Source organism: Enterovirga rhinocerotis (genome assembly GCF_004363955.1).
Classification (GTDB): Bacteria; Pseudomonadota; Alphaproteobacteria; order Rhizobiales; family Beijerinckiaceae; genus Enterovirga; species Enterovirga rhinocerotis.
Map to the genome: position 1 here is coordinate 120,759 of NZ_SNZR01000017.1, position 16,130 is coordinate 136,888.

A 16,130-nucleotide genomic window follows, 5' to 3' on the forward strand; every position below is an offset into this window, starting at 1 on the left:
GGACCGAACCCTTGACCGATCCGCTGATCCTGACGCTCGACGAGGTCCGCGGCCTCGCCGAGCGGGTGCTTCGCCGACACGGCTTCGGCGAGGCCCATGCGGGCGCCATCGCGCGCACGCTGACGGCCGCCGAGCGCGACGAATGCCATCACCATGGCCTCTTCCGCCTGCCCTTCTACGTCGCGGCGCTGAAGAGCGGGCAGGCCTCGGGCGATGCGGAGCCGGTCGTCGACGATCTGGCGCCGGGCGCCCTGCGGATCGACGCGCGGCTCGGCTTCGCCCCGCTGGCGCTGGAGCGCGGCGAGGAGGCGCTCGCCGCCCGTGCCGCATCCCAGGGCATCGCGGCGCTGGCGATCAACAACGCGAACAATGTCGGCCCCCTCTGGCCGGAGGTCGAGGCGCTCGCCTCGCGCGGCCTCGTCGCCTTCGCCTTCACCTCCGCCATCCCCTATGTCGCGCCGGCCGGGGGCACGAAGCCCCTCTTCGGGACCAACCCGATGGCCTTCGGCTGGCCGCGTCCGGACGGCCCGCCCCTCGTCTTCGACCAGGCCTCGAGCGCGAGCGCACGCGGCGAGATCCAGATCCGCCTGCGCGACGGCAAGACGCTGCCGGAGGGCTGGGCGATCGGTCCCGACGGAGAACCGACCACCGATCCCAAAGAGGCGCTGGCCGGCGCGCAGCTTCCCTTCGGCGGGGCGAAGGGCTCCTCGATCGCGCTGATGATCGAACTCCTCGCCGGCCCCCTGATCGGCGACGTGCTGAGCTTCGAGGCCGGCGAGCGCGACAAGGCCGGGACGGGCTCCCCCTGCGGCGGCGAACTGATCCTCGCCATGGACCCCGCACGCCTCAGCGCGGGAGGCGACCGCGCGGCGCAGCTCGCCCATGGCGAGCGGCTGTTCCGCCGCATCCTCGACCAGGACGGCACCCGGCTGCCCTCGGAGCGGCGCTACGCCGCACGGCTGCGGACGGCCCGCGAAGGCGTCCGCATCGCCCCCGCCCTTCGGCAGACGCTCGCTTCGCTCGGCGAGGAGATCTGACGCGGTCCTGGCTGGAACGGGTCCAGAACATGGGGCTTGGCGCCACCCGCCCGGCCATGCGAAAAGACGCATCATGGTGCCGATCCGACTCGCCCTCGCCGCCCTCGCCTTCGCCGCCCTGTCGGGCTGCATGACCGCGCAGGACATCCGGCTCGCGGACGATCACCGCTGCCGCGGCTATGGCTTTCGGCCAGGCAGCGACGCCTTCTCGAAATGCCTCCAGGATATCGACCTCGACCGTTCGGCCGACCGGCGCGCCTTCCTGTATGGCGGCGCCGGACCGGGCTTCGGCATGGGCTTCGGCTACGGCTACGGCTTCCGCCGCTGGTGACGGGGCGGGCATGAGAGCCGCCAGGCTGATCGCCGCCTTGGGTCTTCTCGCCGCTCTCTCCGCCTGCGCCGGCATGCCCTCGGACAACGGCAAGCGCTTCACAGGGGTCTATGGCGGCTTCCAGGGCGGCACCGCCACGGGGCGCTGACATGCCTTCGCGACCCCGAGCCGCCTTGACGGCGCATCCGCGCGTTGCGACCAAGCCCTCATGACGCTTCCCAGCGCGCCGCGGCCACCCGCCTGGCGCATCCTCATCGTCGGCGGCGGCATCGCGAGCCTCGCCCTCGCCCTCGCGCTTCGGCACGGAGCCGGCGAGGCGGTCGAGGTGACGATCGCCGATCCGGCCCCCGAGACGGCGGCCGGCGGCGGGCGGGCCTATGCCCTCTCCATGGCCTCGGTCGCGATGCTGGACGTCCTCGGCATCTGGCGGACGCTCGAACCCGGCGCACAGCGTATCGCCGGGATGCGGATCACCGACAGCCGCCTCGCGGACGCGGTGCGGCCTGACTATCTCCATTTCGGCGGGCGTCTCGACGAGCCGCTGGGCTACCTCCTCGAAGCGGCGCCGATCGCGACAGCATTGTCGGATGCCTGCGCGGCTGCGGGCGTGACCTGTCTGCGAAGCCCGGCCGGCTCGATGCGGACCGAGGGCGCCGGCATCGTCGTCGAACTGGGCGGCGACGAGCATCGCGCCGCCCTCCTCGTCGCGGCCGACGGTGCCCGCTCGCGCCTCCGGGAGGCTGCGGGGCTCCGCTGGATCGGCGAGCGCTATCCGCAGATGGGCCTCGTCGCGACCATCGCCCATGAACGCGATCACGGCGGCATCGCCGTGCAGCATTTCCTGCCGGCCGGCCCCTTCGCCATCCTGCCGCTCGCTGGGCCCGGCCGGGCCCTCCCCCACCGCTCCTCCATCGTCTGGACGGAGCGGGCGGACCGCGCGCGAGAGCTCCTCGGCGCTCCGGACGAGGCGGTCGCGCAAGCGCTCGCCGAACGGTTCGGCCCGGATCTCGGGACGATCGAGCGCGAGACGCCGCTCGCCGGTTTCCCGCTCGGCGTGGGGCTCGCCCGGAGCTTCGTCGCCGAGCGCATGGCGCTCCTCGGCGACGCGGCCCATCTCGTCCATCCGCTCGCCGGACAGGGCCTCAATCTCGGCCTCGGCGATGCCGCAGCCCTCGCCGAGCGCATCGTCGACGCGGTGAGGCTCGGGCTCGATCCCGGCGGCCCCGACGTGCTCGCCGCCTACCAGCGCGATCGCCGCCTCGACGCCGTCGCGATGGCGACGCTGACAGATGGGCTGAACCGCCTGTTCTCGAACGACAGCCTCGCCCTGCGCGCGCTCCGCGATCTCGGCCTCGGCCTCGTCGACCGCTCTCCGGCGAAGCGCCTGTTCGCGGCCCATGCCGCCGGAACAACGGCCCGCGCCCCGCGTCTCATGCGGGGCGAGGCGCTGTAGCGGGGACTACGCGGTCTCCTTCGCCCGGTTCTGACGATTGGCGATGAGATCGTCGACGACCGCCGGCTCCGCGAGGGTCGAGGTGTCGCCGAGACTGCCGAACTCGTCCTCGGCGATCTTGCGCAGGATGCGGCGCATGATCTTGCCCGACCGGGTCTTCGGCAGGCCCGGAGCGAACTGGATCAGGTCCGGCGAGGCGATGGGCCCGATCTCCTTGCGCACCCAGGTGACGAGCTCCTTGCGCAGATCGTCGGTGAAGACCTCGCCCGACATCAGCGTGACATAGGCGTAGATGCCCTGGCCCTTGATGTCGTGCGGATAGCCGACGACGGCCGCCTCGGACACCTTCGGATGAGCGACGAGGGCGGATTCGACCTCGGCCGTGCCCATGCGGTGGCCCGAGACGTTGATGACGTCGTCGACGCGGCCGGTGATCCAGTAATAGCCGTCCTCGTCGCGCCGGCAGCCGTCGCCCGTGAAGTACTTGCCCGGATAGGCCGAGAAATAGGTCTCGATGAAGCGCTGATGGTCGCCGAAGACCGTCCGCATCTGGCCGGGCCAGCTCTCCGCGATGACGAGGTTCCCCTCGCAGGCTCCCTCCAGGACCTTGCCCTCGGCGTCGACCACCTGGGGCACGACGCCGAAGAACGGGCGCGTCGCCGAGCCGGGCTTCTGCGCGATGGCGCCCGGCAGTGGCGTGATCATGATGCCGCCGGTCTCGGTCTGCCACCAGGTGTCGACGATCGGGCAGCGGCCGTCGCCGACGACCCGGTGATACCATTCCCAGGCCTCGGGATTGATCGGCTCGCCGACCGAGCCGAGGAGACGCAGCGACCGGCGCGAGGTCTTCTTCACCGCCTCCTCGCCGGCCCCCATCAGCGCCCGGATGGCGGTGGGCGCGGTGTAGAAGATGTTGACCTGGTGCTTGTCGACGACCTCCCAGAAACGGGAGACGGAGGGATAGGTCGGCACGCCCTCGAACATCAGCGTCGTGGCGCCGTTCGCGAGCGGCCCATAGACGATGTAGCTGTGGCCCGTGACCCAGCCGACATCCGCCGTGCACCAGTAGACGTCCCCGTCATGGTAGTCGAAGACGTATTCGTGCGTCATCGAGGCATGGACGAGATAGCCGCCGGTCGTGTGCAGCACGCCCTTCGGCTTCCCCGTCGAGCCGGAGGTGAAGAGGATGAAGAGCGGGTCCTCCGCGTTCATCTTCTCGCAGGGGCATTCGGTCGTGACCTGCTCGGCGGCGTCATGCAGATAGACGTCCCGGGCCGGCTCCATCTCGACGGGACTGCCGGTGCGCCGCACGACGACGACGTGATCGACGCCGCCGATCTTCGCGATCGCCGCGTCCACATTGGCCTTGAGCGGGACCGTGCGCCCGCCCCGGAGGCCCTCGTCGGCGGTGATGATCATCTTCGAGCCGCAGCCCGAGATGCGGTCGGCGAGGCTGTCGGGCGAGAACCCCCCGAAGACGACCGAATGGATCGCCCCGAGCCGCGCACAGGCCAGCATGGCGTAGGCGGCCTCGGGGATCATCGGCATGTAGATCGTGACCGTGTCGCCCTTGCCGACCCCCCGGTTGCGCAGGACGTTCGCCATCCGGGCGACCTCGTCGTGCAGCTCGCGATAGGTGATCGACTTCGACTCGCTCGGATCGTCGCCTTCCCAGATGATCGCGACCTGGTCGCCGCGCGTCGCCAGATGCCGGTCGATGCAATTATAGGCGACATTGGTGACGCCATCCTCGAACCAGCGGATCGAGACCTCGCCGGGCGAACCCGGACCGCCGAAGCTCGTGTTCTTGACCTGCGAATAGGTGGTGAACCAGTCGATCCGATTGCCGTGCTCGAACCAGAACCCCTCGGGATCCTTCACCGAGCGCTCGTACATGAGCTGGTACTTGGCCTCGTCCACATGCGCGCGGCGAGCCCAATCCTGGGACACTGGGTACAACTTGGCATCCATCGCGCGCTCCCTCACACCGGCCGCAACACTCTCCGGCGGCCGATCGTTGAGCCCATTTAGCTCGCGCCCGAACCGCTCGCCAAGTCGGGGCGAATGCGACTCTCGCCGCAAGGGCGGCCATCTGGACCCTTGCCCTGTCGCGCAGGACGGCGTCATCCTGCCGGCTGAACGGAGGCGCACCCTTCCACCATGGCCACGATCGATCCGGACCGCGTCCTCGCGGACCTGCGCGAACTCGCCCGCTTCGGCGCCTACGAGACCGGCGTGCACCGCCCGACCTTCTCGCCAGACGACGTCGCCGCGCGCCACTGGTTCGTCGGCAAGCTCGAGGAAGCCGGGCTCGAAGGCGTGATCGACGGAATCGGCAGCGTCTTCGGCCTGTCGCGCGGCGATGGCCCAAAGGTGCTGACCGGCTCCCACCTCGAAAGCCAGAACCATGCGGGCTGGCTCGATGGCGCCCTCGGCATGGTCTACGGGCTCGAAGCCGCCCGGGCGATCGGGCGCGGCGTGGACGTCGCCGGCTTCTGCGACGAGGAGGGCCATTTCGGATCCTTCATCGGCAGCCGCTCCTTCACCGGGCTCCTGGAGGAGGAGGAGATCGACGGCCTCCGCAACCGCTACGACGGCAGGCCCCTGCGCGACGCCCTCGCCGCCGCCGGCCTCGCCGGGCGTCCGCGCATGCGCGTCGAGCCGGGACGCTATCGAGGGTTCGTCGAGGCGCATATCGAGCAGGGCGACACGCTCGAGAGCGAGGCCCTTGGGATCGGCGTCGTCAGCGCCATCGTCGCCATCTGGCAGTATCGCATCGTCGCCGAAGGCGAGCAGAACCATGCCGGCACGACCTCGATGGCGCGCCGGCGGGATGCGGGCCTCGCCATCACCCGCCTTCTCGGCGAGATCGACCGCCGCTTCCCCGAATTCGCCGGCCCCCGCACCGTCTGGACCTGCGGGCGCGTGACCTTCGAGCCCGGAGCCCCCTCGATCATCCCGGGCCGCGCGGAGGCCCTGTTCCAGTTCCGCGACACCGATCCCGCCGTGCTCGATAGGCTCGACGGCGAGTTGCGCCGGCTCGTCGAGGAGGCCAATCGCGGCCATTGCCCGGTGACGCTCGACATGATCGGCCAGAGCCGGCCCGCGAAGATGAACGATCGGCTGTGCGGTCTCGTCGCCGAGGCGGCGGAGGCCCACGCGCCGGGCGGCTGGACCCGGATGCCGAGCGGGGCGGGACACGATGCCCAGTATCTCGCGCGCGTCATGCCGGCGGCGATGCTGTTCGTGCCCTCCATCGGCGGCATCAGCCACCATTGGACGGAGAACACCTCGGACGAGGACATCGTCCTCGGCGCCCGGGTCTATTGCGACGCGATCGAGCGCATCCTCGACGAGGATGCGGGCGAGCCGTGACCGCCCGGCCCGGCGGGACGGACGATGCCGTGATCCTCTATGACGGGGTCTGCGTCCTGTGTTCGGGCCTCCTGCGCTTCGTGGCGCGGCGGGATGCGGCCCGGCTCTTCCGCTTCACCTCGATCCAGTCGCCCTATGGCCGCGCCCTCGCGCAGTCTCTCGGCATCGATCCCGACGAGCCCGACACCAATGCCCTCGTGCTCGGCGCCCGGGCCTACCGGAGGTCCGATGCCGCGATCGAGGTGCTGTCGCACCTGCCGCATTGGGGCTGGGTGCGGATGCTGCGGGTGGTGCCGCGCCCGATCCGGGACGCCGCCTACGGCGTCGTCGCGCGCAACCGCTACCGCCTCTTCGGCCGTCACCAGACCTGCGATCTCGGCGGCGCCGAGCTTCAGGATCGGATTCTGTCCTAGTTCAGCCCGCCGCCTGGCCGCGGAGCGCCGGCGCCGGTGCCGGCACCGCCTGCATCCGCAGGAGATCGACGAGCAGCCGCGAGGTCGGGGCGAGATCCCGATAGCTGCGCAGGCAGATGGTGAGATCGCGCACCGCCCAGGAATCGGTGAGGGTGACGACGCGGATATCGGAGGATTTCTGCGCGAGCCGGGCGGTCGTCTCGGGCACGATGCCGATCCCCACCCCGGCCTCGACCATGCGGCAGACGGCGTCGAAGCTGCGGAGCTGGACGCGCAGCCGCAGCGGGCGGCCCGCCCGCGCGGCCTTGACGGCGAGGAAGCGCTGGAGCGCGCTGGCCCGGTCGAGCCCGACGAAATCCATCCCCATCACCTCCGAGAAGGCGACCGAACGGCGCGCGGCAAGGGAATGGCCCGAGGCGACGACGACGACGAACCGGTCGGACCGGAACGGATAGGTCTCGAGCCCCGCCGTCTCGACCGTCCCCGCGACGACGCCGATCTCGGCGACTCCCTCCGCGACGAGGCCGACGATCTCGTCCGACAGCCGCTCTTCGAGATCGACCGAGATGTTGGGATGGCGCGTCAGGAAGGTCCCGAGCACGTCCGGCAGGAAGCCCGTCAGGGCGTTCGTGTTCGACAGGATCTTGATCTCGCCGGCGAGGCCGCCGGCGAAGGCGCCGAGATCCTCGCGCAGCTTCTCGGCCTGGCCGAGCATGGTCCGCGCATGGGTGAGAAGCGTGCGGCCGGCGGCCGTGGGCGTGACCCCGAGCCGGCTCCGGATCAGGAGCTTGGCTCCGATCCCGTCCTCCATCGAACGGATGCGGGTCGATGCCGCCGCCAGCGCCAGATGGGCCCGCTCGGCCCCGCGCGTGATCGATCCCGCCTCGACGACGTGACGGAACAGGCTCAAATCAACGAGATCGAAGTGCATGACGCACTCTCCGGCGCGGGATCAGCCTGCGCCCGATTGTTTTCCCAGGTGTTGCGTCGCGCGGCGGCTCCGACGGTTCATCGATTTTTTCTCCCGGCGACCGATCCTTCGCGAACGGCGAAGGCATACTAGTCGAATTCCAAATTGCGTTAGGGGAGAAGAGAGTTCATTCCCTTCGCAGATGGCGAATTGTCGAAAATACCCGTGCGGACCGGCGGCGCAACCTCGCGCGCAGGCGCGGCGGCATTTCGCCGAGATTGCGTCGGGACCCCGGCAGGAAGCGGTCCCGACATGCTGACCGCCTCGGCCATCGCTGCGATCTGCATCGTCCTGTGGGCGACGGCCCTCCTGCCGGAGATCGTCACGACGCTCGGCTTCTTCGCCGCGGCGACCCTGACGGGCGTCGCGAAGCCGGCGACGATCTTCTCCGGCTTCGCCTCCTCGGCCTTCTGGCTGGTGCTGTCGGGGATGATCGTCGGCGTCGCGATGGTCAGGACGGGGCTCGGCGCCCGTCTCGCGCGGATGCTCGCGCGGCCGCTATCGCGCTCCTATCCGCTCCTGATCGGCGGCCTCGTGACACTGTCCTTCCTCCTGGCCTTCGTGATGCCGTCCAATCTCGGCCGGATCGCGCTGCTCGTGCCGATCGTGCTGGCGCTCGCCGACGAACTGGGGCTCGAGGCGGGGCGGCCCGGCAGGATCGGGGCCGTCCTCGCCGTCGGCGTCGCGACCCCGATCCTCTCCGCCGCGATCCTGCCGGCCAACGTCCCCAATCTCGTGATGGCGGGCGCCGCGGAGACGGTGCACGGCATCCATCTCTCGTACCTGCCCTACCTCCTGCTCCACGCCCCCGTCCTCGCGCTGGTGAAGGGGCTCGTCCTGATCGCCTGCATCTGCCTCCTCTTTCCGGACCGGCTCTCCCGGACGGCTCCGGCCGCCGGCGGCGCGCCCGCAGCGATGTCGGCCGAGGAGAAGCGCCTTTCGGTCGTTCTCGCCGCGACCCTGGCGCTCTGGGTCACGGACAGTCTCCACGGCATCCAGCCGGCCTGGATCGGCCTCGGGGCGGCCGTGATCTGCATGTTGCCGCGGGTCGGCGTCCTGCCGGCGGAGGCCTTTGCCACGATCAGCCTTCGCACCTGCTTCTACATCGCGGCGATCCTCGGCGTGGTCGCGGTCCTGGTCGAAACGGGGGCCGGCGCGTCCTTGGGCCGGGCGCTCATCGCGATCGCTCCGTTCGAGCCGGGCGCGACGGCCCGCAACTTCGCGACCCTCGTCGGCATCGCCGCGGCGCTGACCCTCGCCACCACGGCGAACGGGGCACCCGCCCTCTACACGGCGCTCGCAGGCGATCTCTCCGCCGCAAGCGGCTTCGGCCTCACCGACGTCCTCATGGCGCAGGTGATCGGCTTTTCCACCGTGTTCCTGCCCTACCAGGCTCCGCCCATCTTCGTCGCCGCCGAGCTCGGCGGCGTGCGGATCGCATCCGCCGCACGGCTCACGATCCCGTTCGGCATCGCCTCGCTGCTGATCGTGGCGCCGCTCGCCTATGGCTGGTGGCGGCTTCTCGGGAGGCTGCCGTGACGGTCAGGGCACCTCTGCAACAAGGCGCGTTGCCGCAGCGCGGTCGACGAGCTAGGAACCGTTCCAAACAATCCCTCCCGCCCGCTTACCGGAGCGCCTGATGGCCGACGCCAAGGCTCAAGCCGCACGACCCCTTTCGCCGCATCTGCAGGTCTATCGCTGGACCTGGACCATGGCGATGTCGATCTTCCACCGCGCCACCGGCTGCGCGCTCTATTTCGGGACGGCTCTCGTCGCGATCTGGCTGCTGGCCCTGGCTTCGGGCCCGGCCGCCTACGACCGCGTGTCGTGGTTCTTCGGCTCGCCGATCGGGCTGCTCGTCATGTTCGGCTACACCTGGGCGCTGATGCACCACATGCTCGGCGGCATCCGGCATCTGATCTGGGACACCGGACGCGGCTTCGAATTCGAGACCCGCATGCGGATGGCCAAGATGACGCTCGTCCTGTCCCCCATCGTCACGGTCGCCCTGTGGGTGATCGCGCTCGTGATGCGCTGAGGAGGGCGTCATGGCCGATACGAAACCCCGCTCCATCCGTACCGATCGCTCCCGCGTCCGCGGCCTCGGGGCCGCTCACCACGGCGTCGAGCACTGGTGGGCCGCGCGCGTCACCGCGATCGCCAACATCCTGCTCGGATTCTGCTTCATCATCATCATGGCGAGCGCAGCCGGCCGGCCCTGGCCCGAGGCGGTGCTGATCGTCTCGCATCCCGTCGTCGCGGTGCTGCTCGCCCTGCTCGTCGTCTCCGTGACCTATCACATGCGCCTCGGCCTGCAGGTCGTCATCGAGGACTACGTCCATGACGAGGGCCTGAAGCTCGCCGCCAATCTCGCCAACACCTTCTTCGCGGTGCTGATCGCCGGCATCTGCCTCTTCGCGATCGTCAAGGTCAGCCTCCTCCGCGCGCTGCCGCTCTAAAGGACCCGCCCGATGGCCACCAACGGAACCGCGCCGAACGGCGCCAACGGGGCCGCCGCTCCGAAGATCAACGGCGACGCCTACCCGATCATCGACCATTCCTTCGACGTGATCATCGTCGGTGCCGGCGGCGCCGGGCTGCGCGCCACGGTCGGCTGCTCCGAGGCGGGGCTGCGCACCGCCTGCATCACGAAGGTCTTCCCGACCCGCTCGCACACCGTCGCCGCCCAGGGCGGCGTCGCCGCCTCGCTCGGCAATATGGGCGAGGACAAGTGGCAATGGCACATGTACGACACCGTGAAGGGGTCGGACTGGCTCGGGGACCAGGACGCGATCGAATACCTCGTCCGCAACGCGCCGGCCGCCGTCTACGAGCTCGAGCATTGGGGCGTGCCCTTCTCGCGCACCGATGACGGACGCATCTATCAGCGCCCCTTCGGCGGCATGACCACGAATTTCGGCAACGGCCCGGCGGCGCAGCGCACCTGCGCGGCCGCCGACCGGACCGGCCACGCCATGCTGCACACGCTCTACGGCCAGGCCGTGCGGCACCAGACGAACTTCTTCATCGAATACTTCGCCCTCGACCTCATCATGGACGAGGAAGGGCGCTGCCGCGGCGTCGTCGCCATGGACATGGCGACCGGCCAGATCCACCGCTTCCGCGCCGCGATGACCATCCTCGCGACGGGCGGCTACGGCCGGGCCTATTTCTCGGCGACCTCCGCCCATACCTGCACCGGCGACGGCAACGCCATGGTGCTGCGGGCCGGGCTGCCGCTCCAGGACATGGAGTTCGTGCAGTTCCACCCGACCGGCATCTACGGCGCGGGCTGCCTCATCACGGAAGGCGCGCGCGGCGAGGGCGGCTACCTCACCAACGGCGAAGGCGAGCGCTTCATGGAGCGCTACGCCCCCTCGGCGAAGGACCTCGCCTCGCGCGACGTCGTCTCACGCTCGATGACGATGGAGATCCGCGCCGGCCGCGGCGTCGGCAAGGACAAGGACCACATCTTCCTGCATCTCGACCATCTCGACCCGAAGATCCTGCACGAGCGACTGCCCGGCATCTCGGAGAGCGCGAAGATCTTCGCAGGCGTCGACGTCACCAAGGAGCCGATCCCGGTCCTGCCGACCGTCCACTACAACATGGGCGGCATCCAGACGAACTATCACGGCGAGGTCGTCACGCTGAAGGGCGGCAACCCCGACCAGATCGTGCCCGGCCTGATGGCCCTCGGCGAGGCGGCCTGCGTCTCGGTCCACGGAGCGAACCGGCTCGGCTCGAACTCGCTCATCGACCTCGTGGTCTTCGGCCGCGCCGCCGGCCTGCGCTGCGCCGAGATCGTCGAGAAGGGCGCGCGCCTGCCCGAACTGCCGAAGGACTCGGCGGATCTCGCCCTCTCGCGGCTCGACAAGGCCCGCTATGCGAATGGCGGCACGCCGACGGCGGTCCTGCGCGACCAGATGCAGCGCACGATGCAGAACAACTGCGCCGTCTTCCGTACCGGCGAGGTGCTGGAAGAAGGCAGGAAGCTCATCGGCGATGTCTGGCGCGGCAAGGAGGATATCGGCGTCACCGACCGCTCGCTGGTGTGGAACTCCGACCTGATCGAGACGCTGGAATTCGACAACCTGATCGTCCAGGCGGTCGTCACCATGAACAGCGCCGCCAACCGCACCGAGAGCCGCGGCGCCCATGCCCGCGAGGACTTCCCCGACCGCGACGACCAGGAGTGGATGAAGCACACCCTCGCCTGGGTCGACGAGGACAAGCACGAGGTGAACATCGACTACCGCCCGGTGCACACCTACACGATGTCCAACGACATCGCGTATATCGAGCCGAAGGCGCGGGTTTACTAAGCGACGGTGCCGCGTGCTGCGACGATGATTGAAACGTCGAAGTCCGTTCTAGCGGCGATCGCCCTCGTGGCGGCCGCGACATCGGCCGCCCGGGCGGCCGAATGCCCGGACCTGCTCGCGCGCGGCGCGAAGGTCGCGGACAGCTACGTCATGGATTTCGGCGCGAACGACACGTTGTACGTCTATGTCATGCGGCTGCCGGGAGGGTCCGTCGAGACCTGCACCAGCCGCAAGAAACTGTGATCGCCTCATGAGCCCGGCGACGATCCATGCGCTTCCTCCTCCTTCTCCTCCTCGCGGCCGTCACCGCTCTCGCGGTGCCGTATGTGCTGCACGAGGCGCGCTCGGAGCTGTTCCCGCCCGGCACGGACGTGATGCGGGCCTTTCAGGATGCGCGCGAGATCGCCGGCCATCTCATCGAAGCCCTGCGCACTGGGGAGGAGCCGCCGGTCTCCCAGCCTCTCTTCGAGGAGGCTCGGCTCTGGTCGACCGGTGCCGTGATGGCTGTCGCGGCGTGCTGGTTCCAGGGCTACGTCTTCGGCGGGATCGTCGGGCTGATCCTGATGAACGTCCGGCCGGTGACGCTGGGCTTGCTCGGCATCCTGTTCCTCTTCGGCGTGTTTTCCTGCACCGGCGTTCAGGTCACGCACGATTTCTCGGCCGAGACGGTCTCCGTGATCCGTCAGTTCGCCGCCCTTCAGCTCGCCGCCGCCCTCGCCGGCTTCCTGACGGCCCGCGGCTTCCGGCGCACGACGATATGATAGGATGGCGGCGGAGGGACGTGAGATGACACGCAGCTTCGTGGGCTTCCCCCGCATCACGGTCGATCCCGAGACCATGGCCGGCAAACCCTGCATCCGGGGAATGCGCGTCACGGTCGGGATGATCCTCGGCAACCTCGGCGAGGGAGTGACGATCGAGCGCCTGCTCGACCTGTATCCGTATCTCGAGCGGGAGGACATCCTGGAATCGCTGAGCTTTGCGGCGCGGCTGGCATCCCGGGACGAAACCGTCCTCGACCACGCGGCATGAGGTTCGTGGTCGACATGAATCTCTCCCCAGTCTGGACCGACGTGCTGAGATCCGACGGTCATGACGCCGTCCATTGGCAGGACCTCGGTCCACGCCATGCTCGCGACGAAGAGATCTTGACGCGCGCGGGCGAGGACAGCCGCGTCATCCTGACGGCCGACCTGGATTTCGGCGAGGCCGTCGTGAGAGGGCGATTGACCGCTCCATCGGTCGTTCAGCTGCGCTGCGGCAATGTCGACCCCGCGGAGGTTGGCCAGGCGGTTCTCGCGGCCCTCCGCGAGGCTGGCGGAGCGCTCGCCGGCGGTGCCGTCCTCACGATCGACAAGGACCGTTCCCGGATGCGGCGCGGTCAGCAATCCACTTCATCGACGGACCCATCTGATGGCTGAATTCACCCTCCCGAAGAACTCCCGCTACAGCGAGGGCAAGTCCTGGCCGAAGCCCGAGGGGGCCAAGCGCATCACGGAGTTCCGCATCTATCGCTGGAACCCAGATGACGGGAAGAACCCGCAGATCGACACCTATTTCGTCGACCGCGACGATTGCGGGCCGATGGTGCTCGACGCCCTGCTCTGGATCAAGAACAAGGTCGATCCGACGCTGACCCTGCGTCGCTCCTGCCGCGAGGGCATCTGCGGCTCCTGCGCCATGAACATCCAGGGCCAGAACACGCTCGCCTGCACGCTCGGCATCGACGAATGCAAGGGCGACGTCGTGAAGATCTATCCGCTGCCGCATATGCCGGTGGTGAAGGATCTCGTGCCGGACCTGACGACCTTCTACGCGCAGCACGCCTCGATAGAGCCCTGGCTGCACACCGACACGCCCGCGCCCGGCACCGAATGGCGGCAGACGCCGCAGGACCGCTCGAAGCTCGACGGGCTCTACGAGTGCATCCTGTGCGCCTGCTGCACGACCTCCTGCCCGAGCTATTGGTGGAACGGCGACCGCTTCCTCGGCCCGGCCGCCCTTCTCCAGGCCTATCGCTGGCTGAACGACAGCCGCGACGAGGCCACCGGCGACCGGCTCGACAACCTGCACGATCCCTTCCGGCTCTATCGCTGCCACACGATCATGAACTGCGCCAATGCCTGCCCGAAGGGCCTGAACCCCGCCAAGGCCATCGCCGAGATCAAGAAGATGATGGTGCAGCGGGCGATCTAGCCGCCAAAGCCGTTGGCGGGCTGCGGGACGGCACAGGACGGTGTCGTCGCCGCGGCGACCCGGAGACTTCAAATTCCCGCCGGAATCTGATCGAAGGCGGCTATGAGGTCCGCGAACGAGATCGATTTCTGGCGCGGGCTTGCCCTCGTCTCGATCTTCATCAACCACATTCCGGGCTTCGCCTTCGAGGGGACGACGCACCGGAATTACGGCCTGTCCGACTCGGCGGAACTCTTCGTGTTCCTGGCCGGATGGGCGCTGCGGCACGTCGCCTCGAACGCGAACGAGCCGCTCGGACTGCCCCGCCTCGTGCTGCGTCTCGGGGCGCGGGCCGTGACGATCTATGCCGCCCAGATCCTGATCACCATGCTCGCGATCGGCCTGATCGCCGCGGCGGCGATCTGGTTCGAGAATCCGCTCATTCTCGAATGGCACCATGCGGCCGCCGTCTTCCAGGACCCGGTGCCGACCCATGTCGGGCTGGTGCTCCTGACCCACCAACTCGGCTTCTTCAACATCCTGCCGCTCTACGTCGTGCTGATGGCGGGCGCTCCCCTCATGGCGATCGTGCACCGGCTGATGCCGGGCGCCCTGCTGCCGCTCTCCGTCCTCATCTACCTGATCACCCTGACGTTCCGCATCAACCTGCCCACCTGGCCGACCGAGGGGATGTGGTTCTTCAACCCCTTCGCCTGGCAACTGATCTTCGTCCTCGGCTTCGAGATGGCGGGCCGGGACCGGCTCGGAGGCGTCGTCCGCACGAACCTTCGCTGGCTGAAGCCCCTGTCCGTCGCGATCCTTGTGTTCGGGGTCTGGGCCGCCCTCACGGGCTTTCAGCCCGATCCGACGCGCGTTCCCGAGCCGAAGCTCCTCTTCATCGACGACAAGAGCTATCAATCCCCGCTCCGGCTCCTCCACTTCCTCGCCCTCGCCGCCGCGTTCGCGGGGAGCTTCCGCTGGATCCTGCGGTTCGCCGGCCCCGTGGCGCGGTACATGTCCATGCTGGGCCGCAATTCGCTCAACGTGTTCTGCGTCGGCTCCCTGCTCAGCCTCTTCGGACAACTCGTTCGTGTCGCAGCGGAAGGGAGTTTTTGGGCGGATGCCTGCGTGCTAGGAGGTGGACTTGCAATACTGGGATTTGTGGCATGGCTGTCCGAGTTGCGCGAACGGCTGAGGCGATCGGCCTCTGGCTCGCCGTCGCGCTCCTGATACTCGGGATCGCGGCGGCGACGCCGGGCTCCGCTCAGACGCGAGACGACGCACCGAAGGCCGATGGCGGCCCGGCGCCCGACCTGCCGGGGCTGCCGGAACCGCCCGAGCCTCCGCCGCCGGTCGTCGCCCTCAGCGCGGCCTGCGATGTCCCCACATCCGACATCGCCACGCCGGAGCCCCTTCCGCATCTGCAGGCCGCGCTCCGCGAGCGTCGGCCGATCCGCGTCCTTGCGATCGGATCGTCCTCGACGGCCGGGCTCGGCGCCAGCACCCCGTCCCACAACTATCCCTCCCAGCTCGAAGCGATCCTCGAGAAGACGTTCAAGGGCCTCGAGGTCGTCATCATCAACCGTGGCGTTTCGGGCGAGGCTGCGGCGGCGACCGCCGATCGGCTGAAGACCCTGGTCGGGCTCGAGAAGCCGGATCTGGTGTTGTGGCAGGTCGGCACGAACGACGCCTTGATGCACATCCCGGTCGATGACTTCCGGGCAACGGTCGGCGAAACTCTGCGCTGGCTCAAGGAACGGGAGGTGGACACCGTCCTCGTCGGCCTTCAATACACCCTGATCGTCAGCAAGGATCCCCATTACACGGCGATCCGCATCGCGCTGCGCGATCTCGCGGCATCGGAAGGGGTTCTCCTGATCCGGCGCTACGAGGCCATGGAATTCATCGAGAAGGCGAAACGAGGGGAACTGACCTCGCCGGACGGGCTTCACGCCAATGATCTCGGCTATCGCTGCATGGCCGAACACATCGCCCGGGCCATGGTGGTGAGCGCTTTCCTGAAAGGGAAGTTCGCCAAGAAGAGGGGCTAG

At 69.0% G+C, this 16,130-nt stretch carries 19 protein-coding genes; 17 read left to right on the top strand and 2 right to left on the bottom strand.

Annotated elements, in window-relative coordinates; translation table 11 throughout:
* Positions 1-11: 11 nt before the first annotated feature.
* From EV668_RS22510 to EV668_RS22520, 4 genes are all read left to right on the top strand, one after another.
* Entirely contained in the window at positions 12-1,037 is a 1,026-nt protein-coding gene (locus tag EV668_RS22510; RefSeq protein WP_208111610.1) for an Ldh family oxidoreductase, read from the top strand.
* 73 nt (positions 1,038-1,110) lie between these two features.
* A complete protein-coding gene (locus tag EV668_RS22515) occupies positions 1,111-1,368 on the top strand; it encodes a hypothetical protein (RefSeq protein WP_245513372.1) in 258 nt (85 codons plus the stop codon).
* Positions 1,369-1,378: 10 nt separating this feature from the next.
* Complete coding sequence (locus EV668_RS24965) at positions 1,379-1,516, top strand: hypothetical protein (protein ID WP_166652602.1); 138 nt, start codon at positions 1,379-1,381, stop codon at positions 1,514-1,516.
* Between the two features lie 60 nt (positions 1,517-1,576).
* Complete coding sequence (locus EV668_RS22520; protein ID WP_133774417.1) at positions 1,577-2,821, top strand: FAD-dependent monooxygenase; 1,245 nt, start codon at positions 1,577-1,579, stop codon at positions 2,819-2,821.
* Between the two features lie 6 nt (positions 2,822-2,827).
* Here EV668_RS22520 and acs read toward each other — a convergent pair whose 3' ends face one another.
* A complete protein-coding gene (acs, locus tag EV668_RS22525; protein ID WP_133774419.1) occupies positions 2,828-4,792 on the bottom strand; it encodes an acetate--CoA ligase in 1,965 nt (654 codons plus the stop codon).
* A gap of 189 nt (positions 4,793-4,981) precedes the next feature.
* On the opposite strand from acs, the gene EV668_RS22530 reads away from it, so the two are divergent.
* Both EV668_RS22530 and EV668_RS22535 read left to right on the top strand, forming a co-directional pair.
* Positions 4,982-6,196, top strand: coding sequence for a Zn-dependent hydrolase (locus EV668_RS22530; RefSeq protein ID WP_133774421.1), 1,215 nt, complete (start codon positions 4,982-4,984; stop codon positions 6,194-6,196).
* The gene (locus tag EV668_RS22535) at positions 6,193-6,609 is read left to right on the top strand and encodes a thiol-disulfide oxidoreductase DCC family protein (protein ID WP_133774423.1); all 417 of its coding nucleotides are present in this window, start codon (positions 6,193-6,195) and stop codon (positions 6,607-6,609) included. Before EV668_RS22530 ends, EV668_RS22535 begins: the two co-directional genes overlap by 4 nt.
* 1 nt (position 6,610) lies before the next feature.
* Here EV668_RS22535 and EV668_RS22540 read toward each other — a convergent pair whose 3' ends face one another.
* Entirely contained in the window at positions 6,611-7,540 is a 930-nt protein-coding gene (locus EV668_RS22540; RefSeq protein WP_133774425.1) for a LysR family transcriptional regulator, read from the bottom strand.
* A 291-nt stretch (positions 7,541-7,831) separates the two neighbouring features.
* Here EV668_RS22540 and EV668_RS22545 point away from each other — a divergent pair, with 291 nt between their 5' ends.
* The 11 genes from EV668_RS22545 to EV668_RS22595 all read left to right on the top strand — a co-directional run bounded on the left by EV668_RS22545 (position 7,832) and on the right by EV668_RS22595 (position 16,130).
* The gene (locus EV668_RS22545; protein ID WP_133774427.1) at positions 7,832-9,118 is read left to right on the top strand and encodes an SLC13 family permease; all 1,287 of its coding nucleotides are present in this window, start codon (positions 7,832-7,834) and stop codon (positions 9,116-9,118) included.
* Between the two features lie 100 nt (positions 9,119-9,218).
* Entirely contained in the window at positions 9,219-9,617 is a 399-nt protein-coding gene (sdhC, locus tag EV668_RS22550) for a succinate dehydrogenase, cytochrome b556 subunit (protein WP_133774429.1), read from the top strand.
* Between the two features lie 10 nt (positions 9,618-9,627).
* A complete protein-coding gene (gene sdhD, locus EV668_RS22555; RefSeq protein ID WP_133774431.1) occupies positions 9,628-10,038 on the top strand; it encodes a succinate dehydrogenase, hydrophobic membrane anchor protein in 411 nt (136 codons plus the stop codon).
* A 12-nt stretch (positions 10,039-10,050) separates the two neighbouring features.
* Positions 10,051-11,904, top strand: a complete 1,854-nt coding sequence (sdhA, locus tag EV668_RS22560; protein WP_133774433.1) for a succinate dehydrogenase flavoprotein subunit — start codon at positions 10,051-10,053, stop codon at positions 11,902-11,904.
* A gap of 24 nt (positions 11,905-11,928) precedes the next feature.
* Positions 11,929-12,147: a hypothetical protein gene (locus EV668_RS22565; RefSeq protein ID WP_133774435.1), complete on the top strand. Its 219-nt coding sequence runs from the start codon at positions 11,929-11,931 to the stop codon at positions 12,145-12,147.
* Positions 12,148-12,173: 26 nt separating this feature from the next.
* Positions 12,174-12,665, top strand: a complete 492-nt coding sequence (locus EV668_RS22570) for a hypothetical protein (RefSeq protein WP_133774437.1) — start codon at positions 12,174-12,176, stop codon at positions 12,663-12,665.
* A gap of 25 nt (positions 12,666-12,690) precedes the next feature.
* The gene (locus EV668_RS22575) at positions 12,691-12,936 is read left to right on the top strand and encodes a DUF433 domain-containing protein (RefSeq protein WP_133774439.1); all 246 of its coding nucleotides are present in this window, start codon (positions 12,691-12,693) and stop codon (positions 12,934-12,936) included.
* Positions 12,933-13,325: a DUF5615 family PIN-like protein gene (locus EV668_RS22580; protein WP_133774441.1), complete on the top strand. Its 393-nt coding sequence runs from the start codon at positions 12,933-12,935 to the stop codon at positions 13,323-13,325. The genes EV668_RS22575 and EV668_RS22580 overlap by 4 nt, the downstream gene beginning before the upstream one ends.
* Complete coding sequence (locus tag EV668_RS22585) at positions 13,318-14,100, top strand: succinate dehydrogenase iron-sulfur subunit (RefSeq protein ID WP_133774443.1); 783 nt, start codon at positions 13,318-13,320, stop codon at positions 14,098-14,100. The genes EV668_RS22580 and EV668_RS22585 overlap by 8 nt, the downstream gene beginning before the upstream one ends.
* A 102-nt stretch (positions 14,101-14,202) precedes the next feature.
* Positions 14,203-15,309 (top strand): OpgC family protein, encoded by a 1,107-nt coding sequence (locus tag EV668_RS22590; protein ID WP_133774446.1) that lies wholly within the window; start codon positions 14,203-14,205, stop codon positions 15,307-15,309.
* On the top strand, positions 15,246-16,130 hold the full coding sequence (locus tag EV668_RS22595) for an SGNH/GDSL hydrolase family protein (protein WP_133774448.1): 885 nt from the start codon (positions 15,246-15,248) through the stop codon (positions 16,128-16,130). Before EV668_RS22590 ends, EV668_RS22595 begins: the two co-directional genes overlap by 64 nt.

What these genes read in the sequence shown, in the direction of transcription:
- EV668_RS22515 (WP_245513372.1), top strand. Translation starts at nt 1,111, where the DNA reads ATGGTGCCGATCCGACTCGCCCTCGCCGCCCTCGCCTTCGCCGCCCTG.
- EV668_RS24965 (WP_166652602.1), top strand. Translation starts at nt 1,379, where the DNA reads ATGAGAGCCGCCAGGCTGATCGCCGCCTTGGGTCTTCTCGCCGCTCTC.
- EV668_RS22520 (WP_133774417.1), top strand. Translation starts at nt 1,577, where the DNA reads ATGACGCTTCCCAGCGCGCCGCGGCCACCCGCCTGGCGCATCCTCATC.
- acs (WP_133774419.1), bottom strand. Translation starts at nt 4,792, where the DNA reads ATGGATGCCAAGTTGTACCCAGTGTCCCAGGATTGGGCTCGCCGCGCG.
- EV668_RS22530 (WP_133774421.1), top strand. Translation starts at nt 4,982, where the DNA reads ATGGCCACGATCGATCCGGACCGCGTCCTCGCGGACCTGCGCGAACTC.
- EV668_RS22540 (WP_133774425.1), bottom strand. Translation starts at nt 7,540, where the DNA reads ATGCACTTCGATCTCGTTGATTTGAGCCTGTTCCGTCACGTCGTCGAG.
- EV668_RS22545 (WP_133774427.1), top strand. Translation starts at nt 7,832, where the DNA reads ATGCTGACCGCCTCGGCCATCGCTGCGATCTGCATCGTCCTGTGGGCG.
- sdhC (WP_133774429.1), top strand. Translation starts at nt 9,219, where the DNA reads ATGGCCGACGCCAAGGCTCAAGCCGCACGACCCCTTTCGCCGCATCTG.
- sdhD (WP_133774431.1), top strand. Translation starts at nt 9,628, where the DNA reads ATGGCCGATACGAAACCCCGCTCCATCCGTACCGATCGCTCCCGCGTC.
- sdhA (WP_133774433.1), top strand. Translation starts at nt 10,051, where the DNA reads ATGGCCACCAACGGAACCGCGCCGAACGGCGCCAACGGGGCCGCCGCT.
- EV668_RS22565 (WP_133774435.1), top strand. Translation starts at nt 11,929, where the DNA reads ATGATTGAAACGTCGAAGTCCGTTCTAGCGGCGATCGCCCTCGTGGCG.
- EV668_RS22570 (WP_133774437.1), top strand. Translation starts at nt 12,174, where the DNA reads ATGCGCTTCCTCCTCCTTCTCCTCCTCGCGGCCGTCACCGCTCTCGCG.
- EV668_RS22575 (WP_133774439.1), top strand. Translation starts at nt 12,691, where the DNA reads ATGACACGCAGCTTCGTGGGCTTCCCCCGCATCACGGTCGATCCCGAG.
- EV668_RS22580 (WP_133774441.1), top strand. Translation starts at nt 12,933, where the DNA reads ATGAGGTTCGTGGTCGACATGAATCTCTCCCCAGTCTGGACCGACGTG.
- EV668_RS22585 (WP_133774443.1), top strand. Translation starts at nt 13,318, where the DNA reads ATGGCTGAATTCACCCTCCCGAAGAACTCCCGCTACAGCGAGGGCAAG.
- EV668_RS22590 (WP_133774446.1), top strand. Translation starts at nt 14,203, where the DNA reads ATGAGGTCCGCGAACGAGATCGATTTCTGGCGCGGGCTTGCCCTCGTC.
- EV668_RS22595 (WP_133774448.1), top strand. Translation starts at nt 15,246, where the DNA reads ATGGCTGTCCGAGTTGCGCGAACGGCTGAGGCGATCGGCCTCTGGCTC.